The sequence below is a fragment of the Clostridium carnis genome, from assembly GCF_054657435.1.
Genome location: NZ_BAAHYS010000001.1, coordinates 2476077 through 2495878 on the forward strand (window position 1 = coordinate 2476077; position 19802 = coordinate 2495878).

At 26.1% G+C, this 19802-nt stretch carries 17 protein-coding genes; 12 read left to right on the forward strand and 5 right to left on the reverse strand.

The window, feature by feature from the left end; translation table 11 throughout:
• Positions 1-7 precede the first annotated feature (7 nt).
• Together ACYQ1T_RS11965 and ACYQ1T_RS11970 are read left to right on the forward strand one after the other, a co-directional pair.
• The gene (locus ACYQ1T_RS11965) at positions 8-1795 is read left to right on the forward strand and encodes a vWA domain-containing protein (RefSeq protein ID WP_459835033.1); all 1788 of its coding nucleotides are present in this window, start codon (positions 8-10) and stop codon (positions 1793-1795) included.
• Positions 1796-1805: 10 nt separating this feature from the next.
• Positions 1806-4568 (forward strand): VWA domain-containing protein, encoded by a 2763-nt coding sequence (locus tag ACYQ1T_RS11970; RefSeq protein WP_459835035.1) that lies wholly within the window; start codon positions 1806-1808, stop codon positions 4566-4568.
• A gap of 121 nt (positions 4569-4689) precedes the next feature.
• On the opposite strand, the gene ACYQ1T_RS11975 is transcribed toward ACYQ1T_RS11970, so the two are convergent.
• From ACYQ1T_RS11975 to ACYQ1T_RS11985, 3 genes are all read right to left on the reverse strand, one after another.
• Entirely contained in the window at positions 4690-4950 is a 261-nt protein-coding gene (locus ACYQ1T_RS11975; RefSeq protein WP_459835038.1) for a hypothetical protein, read from the reverse strand.
• Positions 4951-4965: 15 nt separating this feature from the next.
• The gene (locus tag ACYQ1T_RS11980) at positions 4966-5496 is read right to left on the reverse strand and encodes a hypothetical protein (protein ID WP_459835040.1); all 531 of its coding nucleotides are present in this window, start codon (positions 5494-5496) and stop codon (positions 4966-4968) included.
• Positions 5497-5615: 119 nt separating this feature from the next.
• On the reverse strand, positions 5616-6362 hold the full coding sequence (locus ACYQ1T_RS11985) for a 3'-5' exonuclease (protein WP_459835043.1): 747 nt from the start codon (positions 6360-6362) through the stop codon (positions 5616-5618).
• Between the two features lie 284 nt (positions 6363-6646).
• On the opposite strand from ACYQ1T_RS11985, the gene ACYQ1T_RS11990 reads away from it, so the two are divergent.
• From ACYQ1T_RS11990 to ACYQ1T_RS12000, 3 genes are all read left to right on the forward strand, one after another.
• Complete coding sequence (locus ACYQ1T_RS11990) at positions 6647-7699, forward strand: Fe(3+) ABC transporter substrate-binding protein (protein ID WP_459835045.1); 1053 nt, start codon at positions 6647-6649, stop codon at positions 7697-7699.
• Positions 7700-7778: 79 nt separating this feature from the next.
• Positions 7779-9437: an ABC transporter permease gene (locus tag ACYQ1T_RS11995; RefSeq protein WP_459835047.1), complete on the forward strand. Its 1659-nt coding sequence runs from the start codon at positions 7779-7781 to the stop codon at positions 9435-9437.
• A complete protein-coding gene (locus ACYQ1T_RS12000) occupies positions 9427-10059 on the forward strand; it encodes an ABC transporter ATP-binding protein (RefSeq protein WP_459835049.1) in 633 nt (210 codons plus the stop codon). The genes ACYQ1T_RS11995 and ACYQ1T_RS12000 overlap by 11 nt, the downstream gene beginning before the upstream one ends.
• 62 nt (positions 10060-10121) lie before the next feature.
• Here ACYQ1T_RS12000 and ACYQ1T_RS12005 read toward each other — a convergent pair whose 3' ends face one another.
• Positions 10122-11486 carry a DUF2334 domain-containing protein gene (locus ACYQ1T_RS12005; protein WP_459835052.1) on the reverse strand — a complete coding sequence of 455 codons (1365 nt, stop codon included), beginning with the start codon at positions 11484-11486 and terminating at the stop codon, positions 10122-10124.
• 233 nt (positions 11487-11719) lie between these two features.
• Between ACYQ1T_RS12005 and ACYQ1T_RS12010 the strand changes: the two genes are divergently transcribed.
• The 3 genes from ACYQ1T_RS12010 to ACYQ1T_RS12020 all read left to right on the forward strand — a co-directional run bounded on the left by ACYQ1T_RS12010 (position 11720) and on the right by ACYQ1T_RS12020 (position 15626).
• Positions 11720-12292: a hypothetical protein gene (locus ACYQ1T_RS12010; protein ID WP_459835054.1), complete on the forward strand. Its 573-nt coding sequence runs from the start codon at positions 11720-11722 to the stop codon at positions 12290-12292.
• Between the two features lie 208 nt (positions 12293-12500).
• On the forward strand, positions 12501-13247 hold the full coding sequence (locus tag ACYQ1T_RS12015; protein WP_459835057.1) for a metalloregulator ArsR/SmtB family transcription factor: 747 nt from the start codon (positions 12501-12503) through the stop codon (positions 13245-13247).
• Positions 13248-13568: 321 nt separating this feature from the next.
• On the forward strand, positions 13569-15626 hold the full coding sequence (locus ACYQ1T_RS12020; protein WP_459835059.1) for a methyl-accepting chemotaxis protein: 2058 nt from the start codon (positions 13569-13571) through the stop codon (positions 15624-15626).
• 47 nt (positions 15627-15673) lie between these two features.
• Here ACYQ1T_RS12020 and ACYQ1T_RS12025 read toward each other — a convergent pair whose 3' ends face one another.
• On the reverse strand, positions 15674-15913 hold the full coding sequence (locus ACYQ1T_RS12025; protein WP_459835061.1) for a hypothetical protein: 240 nt from the start codon (positions 15911-15913) through the stop codon (positions 15674-15676).
• Positions 15914-16139: 226 nt separating this feature from the next.
• Here ACYQ1T_RS12025 and ACYQ1T_RS12030 point away from each other — a divergent pair, with 226 nt between their 5' ends.
• From ACYQ1T_RS12030 to ACYQ1T_RS12045, 4 genes are all read left to right on the forward strand, one after another.
• On the forward strand, positions 16140-16328 hold the full coding sequence (locus ACYQ1T_RS12030; RefSeq protein WP_459835064.1) for a ferredoxin: 189 nt from the start codon (positions 16140-16142) through the stop codon (positions 16326-16328).
• A 331-nt stretch (positions 16329-16659) separates the two neighbouring features.
• Positions 16660-18150 (forward strand): PTS transporter subunit EIIC, encoded by a 1491-nt coding sequence (locus ACYQ1T_RS12035; RefSeq protein WP_459835067.1) that lies wholly within the window; start codon positions 16660-16662, stop codon positions 18148-18150.
• Positions 18151-18216: 66 nt separating this feature from the next.
• On the forward strand, positions 18217-18861 hold the full coding sequence (locus ACYQ1T_RS12040; protein WP_459835069.1) for an N-acetylmannosamine-6-phosphate 2-epimerase: 645 nt from the start codon (positions 18217-18219) through the stop codon (positions 18859-18861).
• A 110-nt stretch (positions 18862-18971) separates the two neighbouring features.
• A complete protein-coding gene (locus ACYQ1T_RS12045) occupies positions 18972-19769 on the forward strand; it encodes a MurR/RpiR family transcriptional regulator (protein WP_459835072.1) in 798 nt (265 codons plus the stop codon).
• Positions 19770-19802 lie beyond the last annotated feature (33 nt).

Here is a 19802-nt window from a genome sequence, read left to right on the forward strand (position 1 = left end):
GGAAGTTATGGTATTTACAAATTTGTGGCCGTTATTTTTATTAGTAACAATTCCTCTACTTATAATGCTTTATATATTAAAAAGGAAGTATAAAGAAGAGGTGATTTCTTCATCTATATTATGGAAGGAAGTTTATAAAAATACAAGGGCTAACACACCATGGGAAAAGCTTAGAAAAAATATAATGTTACTTTTACAATTAATAGTACTTTTATTAATAATTTTAGCATTAATGAAACCTTTTTTAAGCTTTGGTGGTAAAAATTATAAAAATGTAGTTATAGTAATAGACAATACAGCAAGTATGAGTACTATTTATAATGGAAATACAAGGTTAGAAGAAAGTAAAAAATTAGCTTTAGAGTTTTTAGAAACTACAAAGGATGGAACTAACGCATATATAATATCCTATGATGGAAATAGTAATTTATTATTAAATGGAGATTTTGATAAAGAAATTTCAAGTAAAGTTATAAATGGAATAACACAGAGTTATAAACCAGGAGATATAAATGAATCTCTTTCATTTATAAAGGCTATAGGTCAAGGGATTGGAGAGGAGTATGAGGCTTTAATCTTTACAGATAAAAATATAGATCTTTTAGACATAAATGGAAAAGTAGTTCAATTAGCAAATTCAGGTTTAAATGCTTCTATAGATAATATTTCACATAAGTTTATAGATAATACTATAAAGGTAATTGCAACAGTTTCCAATAAAGGAAGCGGAAGCTACGAGGGGGATTTTTCACTTTATAATGAGGAGGAACTTATAAATGTTGAATCATTAACCTTACAAGAGGGTGAAAAGAAAACACTAACATTTAATTTAGAAAATTATAAAAGTGGGTATTTAAAAGGAGAACTTTCAAAAAAGGATATTATAAATGAAGATAACAGCTATTATCATGTTGTAGGTAAGAAAAAGATAAATAAGATATTAATAGTTACAGAACAAAATGTATTTTTAGAGAAAGCATTTGCTAGTATTCAAAATACAGAAGTATATAAAACAAATGATGTTTCTAATTTAACAAGTGGAGATAATTATGATCTTTATATATTTGACGGAGTAACTCCAGATGTAATGCCATCAAAGGGAAGTTTATTATTTATTAATCCAAATTCAAATGAATTCTTTAAAGTTTTAGATGGTGGAGAAATAGGAGAAGCATCAGGAGTAAAGGGAGAGATTTCTAAGTACTTAGAAGATACTAAATTTACACTATCAAATTATGGAGTAATAGATGTTCCATACTTTGGTAAATCTTTTTTAAGTATAGATGGTAAATCAATTGGATTTAAAGGAGAAATAGAAGATAGAAAAATTGCAGCACTATCTTTTGATCTTCATAATAGTGACTTTGCTCTTAAAAAAGAATTCCCAATACTTATGTATGAGCTAGGAGAAAATTTAATTTCAACAGGAATGTTATATAAAAGTGATTTTAAATCTGGAGAAAAAGTAATAGCAAAAGGACAGAGCGTGGATGGTGAGCTTACTTTAACTTATCCTAATGGAGAAAGTGAAAATATAAAATCAGGAGATGATGTAAAAGTAGATAAGAATCTTGGTTTATATAAGTTAACTTCTGGTGATGAAAAAGAGTTATTTGCAGTTAATTTTCCATCAGAAAAGGAAAGTAATACAAATATTCAAGAGGTTTTAGAGAGTGAAAATATAAGTACTACAAAAGTTACTTTAAAGAGAGGTTTAAATATTTCACCAATACTTATAATACTTGGGATTTTAATAGTAGCCATTGAATGGATTATGTATAAAAGAGGAAATTAGGAGGGAAAGAATGAAAATAGAAATTGGAAATTTATATGCTTTAATATTTATTCCACTAGTAGTTATATTTATGTACTCCTCCTATAAGAAGTATAAACTAGGAAATAAAAATGAGCTTATAATATTTATAAGTAGGATAGTAATATTTACACTTTTAGTATTATCCCTTGGAAATATTACTTTAAATATTAAGGGAAGAAATATTTCCACTGTATTTTTATTAGATGTTTCAGAAAGTATGGGAGATTTTAAAGAGTCAGGAGAAATTTTTATAAATAATGCTTTAGAGAAAATGCCTAAAGGAAATAAGGCAGGGGTTATAATATTTGGAGATACTACTAAAGTAGATAAAGTTCTAGATAAGAAAAAAGAATATAAAACACTTAATGAAAAACCCATTATTACAGCTACAAATATTCAAGAGGCAATTGAAGCATCATTAACTTTATTTGATAAAGGAGCATCAAAGAGAATTGTTTTAATAACTGATGGAGAAGAAAATCAAGGCGATATATTAAAAACAATACCATTGATAAGTGAACAAAAAATAGATTTTAAAGTATCTAAAGTTACAGGGGAAAAAGGAAATGAAATTTATGTAGATAACGTAAAAATTCCAGATAATATTTCAATTGGAGAAGAATTTTCAGTTTTAATAAATCTAGAATCAAATTATCAAACTAAAGCAAAATTAATTTTATTCTCAGGTAGAGATAAGGTAGGAGAGCAAGAGGTTCAAATACAAAAGGGAAAAAATTCATTTGTATTTAAAGATAAACAAAAATCAGGTGGATTTAAAGGATATAGAGTATTAGTAGAAGCTGACGGTGATACAAGTAAGATAAATAATGAATTTAGTGCCTTTACAAATGTAGTTGATAAACCAAATATATTAATTATTAATGGAATAAATGGAGACTCAACTGCATTAGAGCAAATTCTTACTACTTCAGGAGCTAATATAAAGAAAATATCACCTAATTCAGCTCCAAGAAATTTAAATGAGTTTTTAGAATATAAAACAATAGTGTTAAATGATGTTCATAGAGATGATTTAAATAATGGATTTATGGATACTGTTGAAAGCTATGTTAAAGATTATGGTGGAGGACTTATAACTTTTGGTGGTGAAGACTCATATGCTCTTGGAGGATATAAAGATACATCACTAGAAAAAGTATTACCAGTAAATATGGAAAAAAAAGGAGAGAATGAAATACCATCTATAAGTTTAAATTTAATTATAGATAAGTCTGGAAGTATGAGCGGAGAAGGCGGTGGAGTAAGCAAACTAACATTAGCAAAAGAAGCTGCTATGAAAGCACTAGAAAACTTAAGACCTATAGATGAGATATCGGTAATTGCTTTTGATGATACTTATGATACTGTTGTACCACTTCAAAAGGTAGAAAATAAGGATACTATAAAGGAACTTATTTCAGGAATACAAATTAGAGGCGGAACATCAATTTATCCAGCTTTAAATGAAGGATATAGTATGCAAATGGGAAGTAATGCGAAAATAAAGCATACAATTCTTTTAACAGATGGGCAAGATGGAGTACCATTTACTACTTACTCACCTTTGCTTAGTGACTTTAATGCAAATTATATAACACTTTCAACTGTTGGTGTTGGAGAAGACTCAAACTCTACACTTTTAGCAGATCTTGCACAAGTAGGAAAAGGAAGAAGTTATTATACAGATATATATACAGATATACCTAGGATATTTGCAAAAGAAGTACTTTTATCAGCTGGAACTTATATAATAAATAAGGAATTTACACCTAAAATTTTAAGCAATCATGAAATACTAGCAGGGGTTAGAACATCAGAGGGGATTCCATCTTTACTTGGATATATAGGAACTTCGATAAAGGAAAATGCTATAGAAATATTAAGTTCAAGCTATGATGAGCCAGTTCTTGCAGCATGGCAATATGGAATTGGTAAAACAGTAAGCTTTACTTCAGATATAAATGGGCAATGGAGTAGAAATTATTTATCATGGGAATATGGACCTCAGTTAGTTAAAAATATGGTTTATTTTACAATACCTAAGTATGGAGAAGAAGGAAGCCTTATTATTACTCAAGAAGGTAATGAAGCTAAAGTAGAATTTTATAATGATAAAATAAAAGATGGAGTTAAAGTAAATGGAATATATAACGGTGAAAATGGCAAAGAGGGGAACTTTGAATTAAATCAAGTTGAGCCAGGTAAATTTGAGGCTAATATTCCATTAGACAGTTTAGGGTTTTATAATTTTAGTGTAAGAGAAGAAGAGGATGGAAAAGTTAAGAATAGTTATAAAGGTGGTTTTGCTCTTCAATACTCAGAGGAGTTTAAATTTAATAAAAATGCAGAAAAGCTAGATGTAGTTGTAAAAGAAACTAAAGGTAGTTTTATAAATAAGCCAGAAGAAGTTTTTATAGGAAACTTAGAAAAAGAATATAAAAAGATAAACTTAACAACACCGCTTTTAATTTTGAGTATTATGCTATTTATGTTAGATATTACGTATAGAAGATTAAATTTAGATTTTATTAAACTTATAAAAAAGAAAAATAAGAATTTAAAACTAAAAGAAAATGCAGAAAAGCCTAAGGAATTTAAAGTAAATAAAATAGAAACAGATTTTAAGAAAAAGAAAATGTATAATAAAACAAAAAAAGAAGAAAAAGCTAAATTTCATAAAGAAATAAGCGTTAAGGATAAAATAATAAAAAAAGAAAAAAAGAAAAAAATAATAAGCAAGAAAAAGACATAAATGGAAAAGAAACTTTAAATACAAATATACTATTAAAAAAGAAAAATGATAGAAAAAAATTATAATTTATAAAAGGGCTAGTGAGATAATATTCACTAGCCCTTTTTATATAAACATAATCTTAATGAGATCTTTCTTTAAAAAACTTTTCTAAATCTTCTAATTCTTTTTTTAGATTTATAGATTCTTTATTTAAAATTTCATATTTATTTTTATTATTATTAAGTAAATTTATATTTGAATTATATTCATCATTAAGTAATTGAAATTCAGTTAAACTAACTCTATTTAAAGTGACTAAAATTAAAGAAATAAAAAAGAAAATTATTGAAGCTATTATTTCTTTTTTGTTATTTAATAAAAATTTTGATATATTTTTCATTTTATATAAAACCTTTTATAAGCATTTTGGACAAGGTGATAGTCCTAAAGCTTTAGCTTCACTTAAAGTAATTTGTTGCATCTTATTAGATGAATCCTTAAGACAAGTGTTGTGGAAATGATAGTTTGAACTATTATCAATTTTCCAAACCTTAATATCTAAGTTACTTTTACTATCTTCAGAATAAAAATTAGGTTGATTAGTTAAGAGAGCAATATCCTCTTTTTTCTGTAAACTTTTTTCTTCTTTTCTTTTAAGTCTTTTTATTTCTTCTTTAATTTTACTTTCATTTTCTAATAGACTTAGCTTTTTATTAGTAAGATTATTCTTTTTTGATAAGATAACATCTAAATTTTTTTGAGAAGTTGTTATAGTAGCGTTAGTTTCTTCAATTTCATTAATAAGTTTAGTATTCTTAGCAAGTAGTTTATTAAAATTATCAGAGTTAGTAGTTCCTAAAATTCCTATTCCACTTCCGAGTAAAATACTTATAAAAATAGCTAAAAATAACTTCTTATTTGCCTTAAAAGATAATTTATTTTTCATTTAGTACTCCTTTGAATAATGTAATTAAGTGAATATTTAATAAATATTTACTAGTATTATGAATTATATCAAAAGAAGAATGAGAAAAATGTCGCAATGTGGCGTTGAAGTTAAAAATTTTATTTTACAAGAAATTGATTTGTTTTACCCATAGTATAAGCAAGTTTTATTATAGAAATTTCCTCTTGTGACATTCTTCTATTATACATCTTTTCAAATTGCTTTATTAAGGCAGTATTATCAATTTTACTTTTAGGAATTTTATTTCTTCTCGATATAGGAAGGGTATAAACTAAAGGTTTTATTGATGGATTATAAATATGCTTAAAAACCTTAGAAGTATAATATGCATCATTAAAGGCATCATGAAAATCATTATTTATACTTATATTTAACATTTCAACTGAACTTTTAAGACCAATTCTACAACCCTTAGGAGCTTTAAGGGCTTTTGAAGCATGTTGTTGAATATCTATATATTCCAGCGGAAGAGATAGATAGTTTAAATTATGATATTTAATATTTTTTAGAAGTTCTTTAATATCAGCAGTTCCCCAAACACAAAGAATAGCTTTTTCTTCACCAATAAATCTTATAAATTCATTAAATACTTCAGGAAAAGTTTTACATAAAGAAAGACTTTTAGAAGTTATTTTAGTTAAATTTTCTATATAAGGATGAATGGAAGTATAAAGAGTAGGTTTTATTAAAGCATTAAAAGTTGAAATGCTTTCAAAATTCTCATTTAGCTTTACAGCACCAATTTGTATTATTTCAAACATAAGACTAGAGTTAGAAGATTTTTTTCCATCTCTATTATTTGTGAATTCATGATTAAATTCTAAATCATATATTATATAGTTCATTTAATTTCACCAACTTATCTAACAATTTCTAATTTATTAACTCTTACAATTAGTTCATATATTCTATAATTCTAGTATATAGTTTTTTAGTATATTTTAAAAGAAATAATAAAAATTATAGTAGAAAATAAATTAGAAAAGAATTAAATGATATAAGTAAGCAATTGAAAAATAATATCAATTACTCTTGACAGTGTTAGAAAGCTATGGTATTTTATATACAAAGTGATAATAAATATCAGGTGATATAGATTATCGAAAGAAAAAGAAAAGGTGGATTTAGGATGAAAAAGAAAAAACTATTAGCTGGAATAATTGCAGCAACATTGTCAGTAGGAGTATTTGTTGGATGCTCAACTAAAAATGTAGATGAAAAAAAAGAGTCAGGAGTACTAAATTTATATACAAGTAGACATTATGATACAGATGATATTTTATATAATGAATTTACTAAAGAAACGGGAATTAAAATAAATGTTGTTGCAGGAAATCCAGATGAATTATTAGAAAGATTAGAAAGAGAAGGTAAGGATACTGAAGCAGATTTATTTATAACTGCTGATGCAGGTAGATTACACGTAGCTAAAGAAAAGGGATTACTTCAATCTGTAGAGTCAGAGGTATTAAAGAAAAATATACCAGATAATTTAAGAGATAAAGATAATAATTGGTTTGGTTTAGCGGTTAGAGCTAGAGTTTTAGTTTATGATAAGGAAAGAACAAAGCCAGATGAATTATCTACATATGAAGCGTTAACAGAACCAAATTGGAAGGGTAAAGTGTTAACAAGATCATCAAGCAACATATATAATCAATCATTAGTAGCTTCGTTTATAGCTGTAAATGGAGAAGAAGCAGCAGAAAAATGGGCTAAGGGAATAGTTGAAAATTTTGCTAGAGATCCAAAGGGAAGTGATAGAGATCAGGCAAAGGCTGTTGTTGCTGGAGAAGGTGATGTAGCTATAATGAATACTTATTATGTAGGAAAGCTTATACATTCTACAGATCCAGAAGAAGTTAAGGTTGGAAATAAAGTTGGAGTATTTTTCCCTAACCAAGATACAACTGGAACACATGTAAATGTTAGTGCTATAGGGTTAACTAAGAATAGTAAGAATAAAGAAAATGCAATTAAATTTATGGAGTTCTTATCAGGAGAAAAAGCTCAAAAGGAATTTGCTGAAACTAATTTTGAATATCCAGCAAATCCTACTGTTGAACCATCAGAATTATTAAAGTCTTGGGGAGATTTTAAAGCTCAAAAAATAAATCTTTCACTGTTAGGAGAATATAATGCAAAAGCAGTTGAAATAATGAATAAAGTAGGTTGGAAGTAGAAATAAATAAATTTCTTAGGAAAGCTAGGAGTAGAAATTCCTAGCTTTAACTAATTTTAGAAACGGGATGGAATTTGAAATGAATAGATTTAGGAGAAGTTTAAAAAAGAATATTAATGGATGGGCAATTTTAAGCCTATTAGGTATTTTATTGGTTTTAATGCCTACAGTAGATATTATAATTAATTTATTCGAAAAACCAAATGATAACTGGTTTCATGTAAAAGAATTTTTATTAAAAGAATATACAGTAAACTCATTAAAAATAGCTTTATTTACAGCTTTATTTACTTTAATAATTGGAGTATTTTTAGCTTGGATAGTAAGTATGTATGAATTCAGAGGAAGAAAATTTTTTAGTTTTGCATTAATGTTACCTATGGCTATTCCAGGATATATAGCAGCATATACTTATTCAGGGATGTTAAGTTATACAGGAGTTGTACAAAAAATATTAAGAAATAGTTTTGGATTAACTTTAGAACAAAAATATTTTAATATAATGTCTTTAAATGGAGCTATATTTATATTTACATTTTTCTTATTTCCATATGTATATATAATAACTAAGGCATTTTTAGAAAATCAAAGTTCAGCACTTATAGAAAATGCAAGAATTTTAGGGCATAAACCTACATCTATATTTTTTAAAATTATATTGCCTGTATCAAGACCATCTATAATAGCTGGTTTAACACTAGTTATCTTAGAGGTGTTTAGTGATTTTGGTGTAGTAAATTATTATGGAGTAAGTACATTTTCTACAGCAATATTTAAAACTTGGTTTGGTATGGGAGATGTAAATACTGCAATAAGACTATCAGGTATATTAATGATGTTTGTTATAGCCTTAATGGTTTTAGAAAATATTTTTAGGGGAAGAAGAAAATATTCATATACAACTAGTAAGGTAAGGCCTATAAAAAGAGAAGAGTTAAAGGGAATAAAAGGATTATTAGCTTTTTTAGTTTGTGGTATTATATTTTCATTGTCATTTTTAATTCCTGTAATTCAGTTGATAAATTGGGCATTTTTAAGTTATAAAAATGTACTAAATCATAATTTCATTGAATTATTAAAAAATACAGTATTTGTAGCAGCTGTAGCAACTATAATAATAATTTTCTTTGGAGTAGTTGTTGCTAACTTCTGTAGAATGAATAAATCAAAAATTTCTAAAGCTTTTAGTAAAATAATAACTATTGGATACTCAATACCAGGAGCTATTATAGCTATTGGTGTAATAGTTTTATTTGTTTCAATTGATAGAGGATTAGTAGAAGTATATAAGGGATTCGGAATAACAAATAAAACATTAGTATTAAGTGGTTCAGTTGTAATATTAATTTTTGCATATGTAATAAGATTTTTAGCAGTAGGATTTAATAATATTGAATCTGGATTCGAAAAAGTTGGAAACAAATATTTTGAAGCATCTAGAATGTTAGGGCTAGGTGTAACAAAAACTTTCTTTAAAGTAGATATGAAGATGATAAAGGGAGCTATAGTAAGTGGAGCTATTTTAACTTTTGTAGATATATTAAAGGAATTACCTTTAACAATGACACTAAAACCATTTAATTTTGAAACTCTTGCAACTCAAACATATAAATTTGCAAATGATGAAAGGTTACATGAAGCAGCCATACCAGCTTTAATTATAATTATAGTAAGTATTATATCAATTTATATTTTCCAAAAAGTAAGTTATAAAAGGAGTGAAAAAAATGCAAGTTAAAGTTAAAAATTTAAGTTTTAAATATGATAATTCTGATAGTTTAGTTATAAATGATTTTTCTATTGAGATAGAAAAAGGTGAAATAGTCGCTATTTTAGGAGCTAGTGGTTGTGGAAAAAGTACAATATTAAGATTAATTGCAGGACTTGAAGAGCCAAATAGTGGAGAGATAATTATAAATAATAAAGTTGTTGTAAATAATACAAACTTTTTAAAGCCAGAGGAAAGAGGAGTTGGAATGTTATTTCAAGACTATGCATTATTTCCTCATTTAACTGTATATGAAAATATCAAATTTGGACTATATAAGCTTTCAAAAAAAGAACAAAAAATAAGGGTAGATGAAGTTTTAAATTTAGTGAATCTTAAAGGATATGAAACTAGATATCCATATGAATTATCAGGAGGACAACAACAAAGAGTTGCTCTAGCAAGAGCTTTAGCACCAAAACCATCAGTACTTTTAATGGATGAACCATTTAGCAATCTTGATAGTCATTTAAGAACAAAAATTAGAGAAGAACTTAGAGATATTATTAAAAAATCTAATACAACCTGTATTTTCGTTACTCATGATATAGAAGATGTAAATGCAATTAGTGATAGGACAATAAAACTATAAAAAATAAGTTATCTTTAATGATTTTAAATCATCAAAAGATAACTTATTTTTAATTTTATAGTTTATTCTTTGATACTTGAGAAAGTATATCCTAATTTGTTTGCGGAAATTACTAATTGTTTAAGAATAGAATTATCATCATAAGTAGAATTAATTATTCCATTAGTATCTACAGATAAATGAATGCTATCTATTTCCTTACTTGGATGATAGAATAAACTCATTTCTGTATCAGAAGTATTTTCTTCCATACTTTTAATCATTGAAGCAGCATCTCTATCTTTAACATAACTTAGTGGAGCAGGAATAAATTTAGTAACACCATTTCTTTCACTAGTAATTATTTTTTTATTATATACACCTATAAAAGGCTCATATATTATATTAAAATACTCTTCAAATATTGCTTGTTGCTCAGGTGTAGCTATATAATGAGGGGTTTCCCAATAGTCACATGGAATATTAAGTTTAGATGCAATAGTTAAAGCAGCTTGGACTCTGTTTCTAATTTCTTTTGGATCACTATATCCATCCTTACCAAACTCAGAACTAATTACACTATCGTTACTTCCATATTGATGAGTATATCCATGTAGTCCAACTATGGCACCTTTATTAACTAAGTAGTCAAGAGTAAAGACAAAATTAGCATTTATCATAGACATATCTTTAGAAATATCATTATCTTTATTATTTGTATAACTAATATATTTAGGAACCCAAGATAAACTAAAGTTTTCGGATTCATCCTTCATATAATCAGCTACTATTCTAATTTTATCTAGTGTTTCTTGTTTATTATAAACATCTCCAGCAGTGAAGTCTTCGAATCTTATATAGGCTTTTTTCTTATTTTTTTTCTCTTTTTTTTCTTTTTTCTCTTTCTTATCCTTTTTATTATTTATATAAATAGTATTTTTTTGATAATCCCAATAAGTTTTAAGGTCTAGAATATCACAAATATCAAAAAAAGAAATGTAATATTCTTCATTAATTTTTTGAATATCTCCTCTTAATGAAACAATTTGTCCATCTTTTTCATAATTTCTATTAGAAATATCTATAGTAGAATTATCAGAAACTTTAATTTTATTTCCATCTAATACAACATCTTTACCTAGATAACTAGAAAATTCATTTAGTGGCACATAATATCTATTGGATTTATGTAGTAATTCATTTTTGAAAGTTAACTTACTTTTCTTTAAATATAAATTAACTTCATACGGAATAGCTGTTAAAGGTTTTAAATTTTCTTCCTTAGGAATTGATGCATTTAAATTATTTAAAAATTTAGCACCTTCAGTATTGTTATGATTTGAAAGAAAAATTTTCTGATCTTTAGAAGAGGTATTAAATTTAATAAAAAGACCAATCCCTAAAAATACAACAAGTAAAGATGAAAGAATTAAAAAAATTCTTTTCATATATAAAATCATCTCCTATACATAATAAAATTTAAAATTATTCTATTTAGATTATATACTCAATTAGAAAACAATATCAATGGGGATATTAAATCTATAAGGAAAACTTAAGATAAAAGTAATAAGTCATATATAATATGTAAGAAAATCAGAATAGTCTAAAGAATAATTTATTGAAATGAAATATGAATTATGATATGATAATTATTATTAAATAATAAAAGGGGTGCAATATGAATAATAAGATTGCTTTAATATATGAAAATGATGAATATAGAGTTGAAATAAATGGATCTATTGTAGACAAAGATAGAGATATAGATAATTCTTTTTTTAAATTTAAACAAGTAATAAATAATAATTTAACTAGTGAATCAAAAGCTTTTGAAGGAATTGCTGAAAGTTTAAAAGAATTTGTAGACAAAGGTTTAGAAATAAACTTTGAATATAAAACTATAAATTTTGGCGTAATGAAATACTTTTATAATATGGGTAAAGTTTTTTATATGGCAAATGGTTCTATGATTCCATTAAGAGGAGGATATAATTTATTTAAATTTGCGTTAACTATAGCCTCTAATGGAAATAGAGAAAAATCAGAGGGATTTATTAAATTTTGTAAGGAAATAGTAGAGAATAATACTACATATAGAATTACGGAATCAAGTATTATAGTTTCAAGTGCAAGCTTTAATTATGGTGCAGCAGAGTATAATTTTATTAGTGGAAAAATAAATAAGGGGGCTTCTATAGTAGAGGGGAACTTTGAGGAATTTAAGAGTTATGTTTTAGAAATAATAGGATAGTTAAATTAAAAGATTAAAAATAAAATTAATAATTTAGAGGTAATATAAGTTATCCCTATAGAATAGAGACATACAGTGTTTATTCTATAGGGATTTTTTATTAATTACCAATATAAAATATTTATTGGAATAAAATGTATTGAAAATTAAAATAAAGAGTACTATAATTTAATTAAGCAAATGCTTAATTAAAAAATGAGGAGTTTTTATGGAAACAACTATACAATTATTTAAAGCTCTTGGTGATGAAACAAGAATGAAAATTTTACTTTTAATATTAAATAGAGGAATGTGTTCTAAAGGTATAGCAAGGCATTTAAATGTAACAGAAGCTGCTATATCACAACATATAAAAATATTAAAAGAAGCTAAACTTATTATAGGATATAAAGTTGGATATCATATAATTTATGATTTAAATGAAGTGGCATTAAAAGATTCAATAAATTTTTTAGAAAAGTTAATAAATAATGATATTAAAGAAAATAAAAATATACAAATATCCAATATAAGAAAATTTAAGTGCTTTAAAGAATGTAAACATAAAAAATGTTCTCATAGTGAGATATTTAAGGAGGAGTTATCAATGAAAATATGTTTTCCAGTAAAAGAGAATAATGGGGTAAAAAGCATTCCGTATGGTCATTTTGGTACAGCACCTTTATTTTTAATTTTCAATTTAGAAAGTAATGAGGTTAACACTATAGGAAACGGAGACTTAGGACATGAACATGGAAAATGTCAACCTATTAAAGCATTATCAGGAGAAGTTATAGATGCTGTAGTTGTAGGTGGAATTGGTCAAGGAGCTATTACAAAATTAAATTCAATGGGAGTTAAAGTATTTAAAGCAGTTGAGGGAACTATAGAAGATAATTTAAACTTATATAAGAATGGAGAATTAAAAGAATTCTCAAGTAATCATAAATGTAATCATGATGGATGTTCTCATTAATAGTTAGGAAATAATATTGAGTTAAAAAGATAGAAGAATTTTATTAAAATTCTTCTATCTTTTTTTATAAGGAAATTATATAAGCAATAAGTCATTATAAATTATAAAATAATTAATAATTTATATGTTAATTATTAATTTGTTAATATAATAACTATATAAATAAAATATTTTTTATATAAAGAGTATATTTTTAATATAGTAGCAATTTTAAAAAGATATTTTTATAAAAAATAATTTTTAGAAAATTTACATTTTAAATATAAGAAGGTAAACTATGGAATGGAAAAAAATAATGAAAACAACAAAGGGGAGACGTAAATGAAGATTTTAAAAAATAATAATAAAATAAAAAGAGATAAAAAAGGAAGATCAATTCAAATTAAATTAATGATAATAGTAGGGGCAATACTAGTATTAAGCTCTGTAATTACAAATACAGTTGTATTAAATTTTATGAAAAAAGAGCAATACGATAAAATATTATCAATTTTAGAATCAGATGTAAGGGGACTTTCAGCAACAATAGATTATTTTTTAAAGAACCAAGCTTTAGAACTTGAAAGATATACTTATGATAAAGATGTTACTGAATTTACAAAAGTAAATATAAATGAATTCAAAAATAAAAATAAAAATATAATTAATATACAAAATAAATTAGCTCAGGTATTTAAAGAAGATATTAAAAATAAATATATAGAAAATCAATATTTAATAAATAAGGATGGAATAATTATTGCAGCATCAGATAATGATGGATTACTTTTAGATGTTTCCAGTAGGGCGTATTTCACTAATACAAAAAGTGTAGCCGATACATATGTTTCAGATATACTTATTTCTAATGAAACAAAGAGTTATATTAATGTTGTAGCAAAAAGAATTACAGACAAAAATGGAGAATTTATTGGAGTAATATGTAGAGATATAGTTGCTGATGCATATACGCCAATATTAAATTCATATAATCATGAGAGATATAATGTTTTTTTAACAGATTCAAATGGAAAAGTTGTTTATCATCCAAATAAGGATATTGTTGGAGAAGTAACAGGAGTAGATGAAATTGATAAAAATTCCAATAAAGATTCAAGTAAGATTAATTTAATTAACTATAAATATAATGGAGAAAATAAAGTTTCTTTATATAATACAATTCCAGGTATTGGATGGCGTGTTTATTCTAGTGCTTATGTAAAAGATATAGAATCCTCAATAAAGGAAGCTTTTAACTTTGCTAAAATAATTGTAGTAGTAATATTAATTATATCGTTAATTATTACTTATTATATATCAAAGAAATTTACAAATCCTATAAAAAAACTTACGCTATATATGAAAAAGATTTCAGAAGGTGATTTAAGTGTTAGAATTAATGATATTAGTACAAAAGATGAAATTGAGCAATTAGCAGAACAAATTAATATAACTACAGAGAGTTTAGGAGATATACTAAAAAATATAAATAGTACCGTAGAGATTATAAATGATCAATCACAAAATTTATCTGCTGTTAATGAAGAGGTTACAGCTTCAAATCATGAAATATCTGAGGCTATGAATGGAATATCAGAAAAAATATATGATACGGCACAACAAGCTCAAAAATCTGAAAGTCAAACAAGAGATTTAGAAAATTCTATAAATAATCTGGATAAAAATAATAAGTTAATAAGTAGTCAAAATAATGACGTTATAAATTCTCTTGATGAAAGTAATAAAAAAATAGCTACCTTGCTAAATTCTAAAGAAGAAACAAAGGAAAGCTTTAGTGAACTAAAGTATACTATTGAAAAACTATTTAATGGAATAAATAATATAGCAAACTTTTTGGATATTATTAGTAATATTGCAGAGCAAACAAATCTTTTATCATTAAATGCAGCTATTGAAGCAGCAAGAGCTGGGGAAGCAGGACGAGGATTTGCAGTTGTTTCAGACGAAATTAGAAGTTTATCAAATGAAACACAGGAAGCTACTAATAATATAACTTCAATTATAAAAGAAATTGATTTACTAGTAGAGAACACAAGAAAAAATTTATCCAAAACAGAAAAAATAACTGAAGAAGAGCAAAAAGATTTTAATCTTATGGAAGATGCATTTAATAAGATGCAGGATGTTCTAAATAAAATGGTTAAAATCACAGTTGAAATATCTTCCGATATAAATATGGTAAATGATAAAAAGGAAGAGGTGTTAATAGCAATATCTGAAGTAGCAAGTTCAGCTCAACAGATAGCAGCTATAACAGAGGAGGTTAATGCGTCAGTTAGTGAACAAGAGTCTACTTTTGAAACAGTTAATACAAGTGCCGAAGAATTACAATATACAGCCGAAGAATTAAAGAAAAATGTTGATGTATTTAAAATATAATAAAGTATAGAAAAAAAAGCTCTAATTTTTTAATTAGAGCTTTAATATTAATAGTTGATTCCAGCAGCTTTTATATTATTTATATCACTTTGACTACAAGGGGTAACTCCATAAGTCATTTTGCAGTTAGGACATTTATCTACAAGAGTTTTCATAGTAAAAAAATCACCACAAGAACAGTTAATTTTATATTCATTTTTTAAAGGTAAATCAGCCTTACCTTTACTTCTTACTAAATCCACTATAGATTTCCCAGCATTTCCTAGTGTTGAACATCCACAACTCATTTTTTTCCTCCTAAAAATAGAAACTTTATAAAAGTATATATTAAATACACATAAAATACAATATTATATTTATTTAAAAATTATAGTAGAGCTACTAATATTGTTTATAAAGTAGTTATATATGTAAGTTAAGAAAAATTTAGAAGATATTAATAAAAATAGTTGACAAATAATAAATATTATTTAATAATAAGATATATAAAAGTTATATTTTGGAGGATTTAAAATGAAAGCATTTGTAGATGGAGATAATTGTATATCATGTGGATTATGTGAAGGTGTATGTCCAGGAGTATTTTCTTTAGATACTGGAGTATCTGTAGCTATTTCTGGAGATATTGCTTTAGAATTAGAAGATTCAGTAAGAGAAGCTTGTGAAAGTTGTCCTGTACAAGTAATATCAATAGAAGAATAGTATAATTACATAAATATATAATTTATAAAATGATACCTCATATACTAAAGTGTATATGAGGTTTTTTAATTAATCAGAAATAATAATACACTCATTGTGAAAATAATTTTCTTAAAAAAACTATTGAAAAAATATTTTTCATGTGGTATCATTTACATGAAGTTGAAAATAATTTTCTTTTTAAAGAGAATTATGAAAATAGATTTATCAAAATTTGATAAATAAAACTTTTATTTACAGATGAAAAGATAATTTAGAATTAAACTAAATTAAATGTTTTTAACGACTTTAAGTCGATAAAAAATAAATACATAAGATGGAGGGAAATCTAATGTTTAAAAGTTTACAAAAAATCGGAAAATCATTTATGCTACCTATAGCTATATTACCGGCTGCAGGTTTATTACTAGGAATAGGAGGAGCATTATCTAATCCTAATACTGTAAATGCATATCCATTTTTAAATATTTCTTGGTTACAAGGTATATTCTCAATTATGACTTCGGCAGGAGATATTGTTTTTGGTAACTTAGCACTTATAATGTGTACAGGTTTAGCTGTTGGCTTGGCTAAAAGAGATAAAGGTACAGCTGCTTTGGCTGCTCTTGTTTCGTTTTTAGTTATGAATGCAGCTATAAAGGGAATGATAGGAGCTTTTAATCCAAGTGTAACTTCAATTGATACTGGAGTTGTTGGAGCTATAGTTATTGGTTCAGTAGTTGCATACTTACATAATAAATATCATAATATTCAATTACCAGCTGTTTTAGGTTTCTTTGGAGGGTCAAGATTTGTTCCAATAATATCATCGTTTACTTCAATATTTATTGGTGCAATATTTTTCTTAATCTGGCCAACATTCCAAGGTTGGTTAACAAGTGCAGGAACTGCAATTGCTCATTTAGGTCCTGTTGGAACATTCTTATATGGATTTTTATTAAGATTAACAGGGGCTATTGGATTACATCATATGATTTATCCATTATTTTGGATGACAGAGCTTGGAGGTGTTGCAGAGGTTGCAGGTCAAACCGTTGTTGGAGCACAAAATATATTCTTTGCTCAATTAGCAGATCCAAATCATACTGGATTATTCCATGAAGGAACTCGTTTCTTTGCAGGACGTTTTGCTACAATGATGTTTGGTTTACCAGCAGCATGCTTAGCAATGTATCATTCAGTACCAAAGGAAAAGAGACATTTAGTTGGAGGATTATTTTTAGGAGCAGCAGTAACTTCATTTGTTACAGGTATAACTGAACCAATTGAATTTATGTTCTTATTTGTTGCACCATGGTTATATGTTGTACATGCTATATTTGATGGGTTATCATTCTTTATAGCTGATATATTAAATATTTCAATAGGAAATACTTTCTCTGGTGGTATTATTGATTTCACGTTATTTGGTGTTTTACAAGGAAATGAAAAAACTAATTGGATATTGGTAATAGGGGTAGGATTAGTATGGGCTGTACTTTACTATTTCTCATTTAAGTTCTTAATAAAGAAATTTAATGTAATGACTCCAGGTCGTGAAGAGGATGGAGAGGAAGTTAAAGTTGTTACTAAAGAATCATTAAAAGAAACTTCAGTTAAAGTATTAGAAGCATTAGGCGGAAAAGAAAATATAGATGATGTTGATGCTTGTATTACAAGATTAAGAGTTTCTGTTAAAGATGTAAATAAGGTTGATAAAGATGCAATAAAAGCTTTAGGAGCTACAGCGGTTTTAGAAGTTAAAGGTGGTGTTCAAGCGATTTTTGGAGCTATGGCTGATCCAATAAAACAAAGAATTAATGAAATAATTGGAGCAGAATAAAAGTAATAAAGGGGGCATAGAAGCTTCCATTATAAATTAATATTATAAATTTGGAGGGAATTTTTTATGAACAAAGGATTAATCGTATCATGTCAAGCATTAGAAAATGAACCATTGCATAGTTCATTTATAATGGGAAAAATGGCAGTAGCAGCAAAAGAAGGTGGAGCAGTTGGTATTCGTGCTAATGGTATAAATGACATAAAAGAAATAAAGGCACAAGTAGATCTACCTATAATAGGAATTATAAAAAAAGACTATCCAAATATGATTTCTTATATAACACCAACTATTAAAGAAGTAGAGGAACTAGTTGCATCTAAGGTTGATGTTATAGCAGTAGATGCTACAGTAAATCAAGATGTTGAGTTTCTAAAGTCATTAAAAAAGCTTTACCCAAATCAAATGTTTATGGCGGATATCGCTACTGTAGAAGAGGGGATAAGAGCTGAAGAATTAGGATTTGATTATATAGGGACTACTTTAGTTGGATATACTGAACAATCAAAAGGATTAAATAATTTTGATGTTTTAAAAGAATTAATAAAAAAATCTAATAAACCTGTAATAGCGGAAGGAAATTTTGATACTCCAGAAAAGGCAAAATTAGCAATGGAGTTTGGTGCATATTCAGTTGTTGTTGGAGGAGCTATAACAAGACCACAATTAATAACAAAGAAATTTGCACAAGAGGTAGAAAAAGCTTTATAATTAAAAAGATAAAAAAGATACTCTAATTATAGAGTATCTTTTTTGTTCGTGTTATTAATATAAAATATATGATATTATTTATATATAAAGCTTAGGGTGGAGGGAAAAGGGTGGATATTTTATGTGAAATTCAAAAGAAATATAATAGTTTTTCAGATAAAGAAAAATATATAGCAGACTATATATTGCAAGAAAGTGAAATAATTAATAATATAAATATTACAGAACTCGCAAAAGTAACTAACACATCAGGAGCAACTATAACTAGATTTTGTAAAAAGGTAAATTGTGATAGCTTTGTAGATATGAAACTTAAAATAAGTTCTTTAAAGAGAGATATAGGATTATCAAATGAAGAGGGCTTGTTAGCGGAAATATATTCATATTATGATAGGGTTATAGAGAGAACAAAACATTCTATTGGAAAAGAACAAATATTAAATGTAGTAGAAGAAATTAAGAAAGCAAATAAAATATATATATATGGAGTAGGTAGTTCAGGATTAACAGCTACAGAAATGATGCAAAGACTATTAAGAATGGGATTTAACGTATATAGTATATCTGATGGACACATGATGATAATAAATAGTTCTATAGTAGCAAAAGAAGATTTGGTAATTGGAATTTCAATATCAGGACAAACAAAGGAAGTTATTAATTCTCTTAGAATATCTAAAAAAAATGGAGCTAAAATAGTATCAATAACAAGCTTTGACGATGGACCAATGGCTAAACTTTCCGATATTAAATTCATAGTATATAATGCTTTATTTGTAGATAAAAAGAGATTTATAAATAGTCAATTTTCAACTATGTATCTTATAGATTTAATATCAATGGTATTATTAGAAGATACAAAACGTAGTAAAAAGATGCAAAGAACTATAGATGCGATAACAAAATAATAAAATAAAGACTATATTTATTTTTAGAAGGAG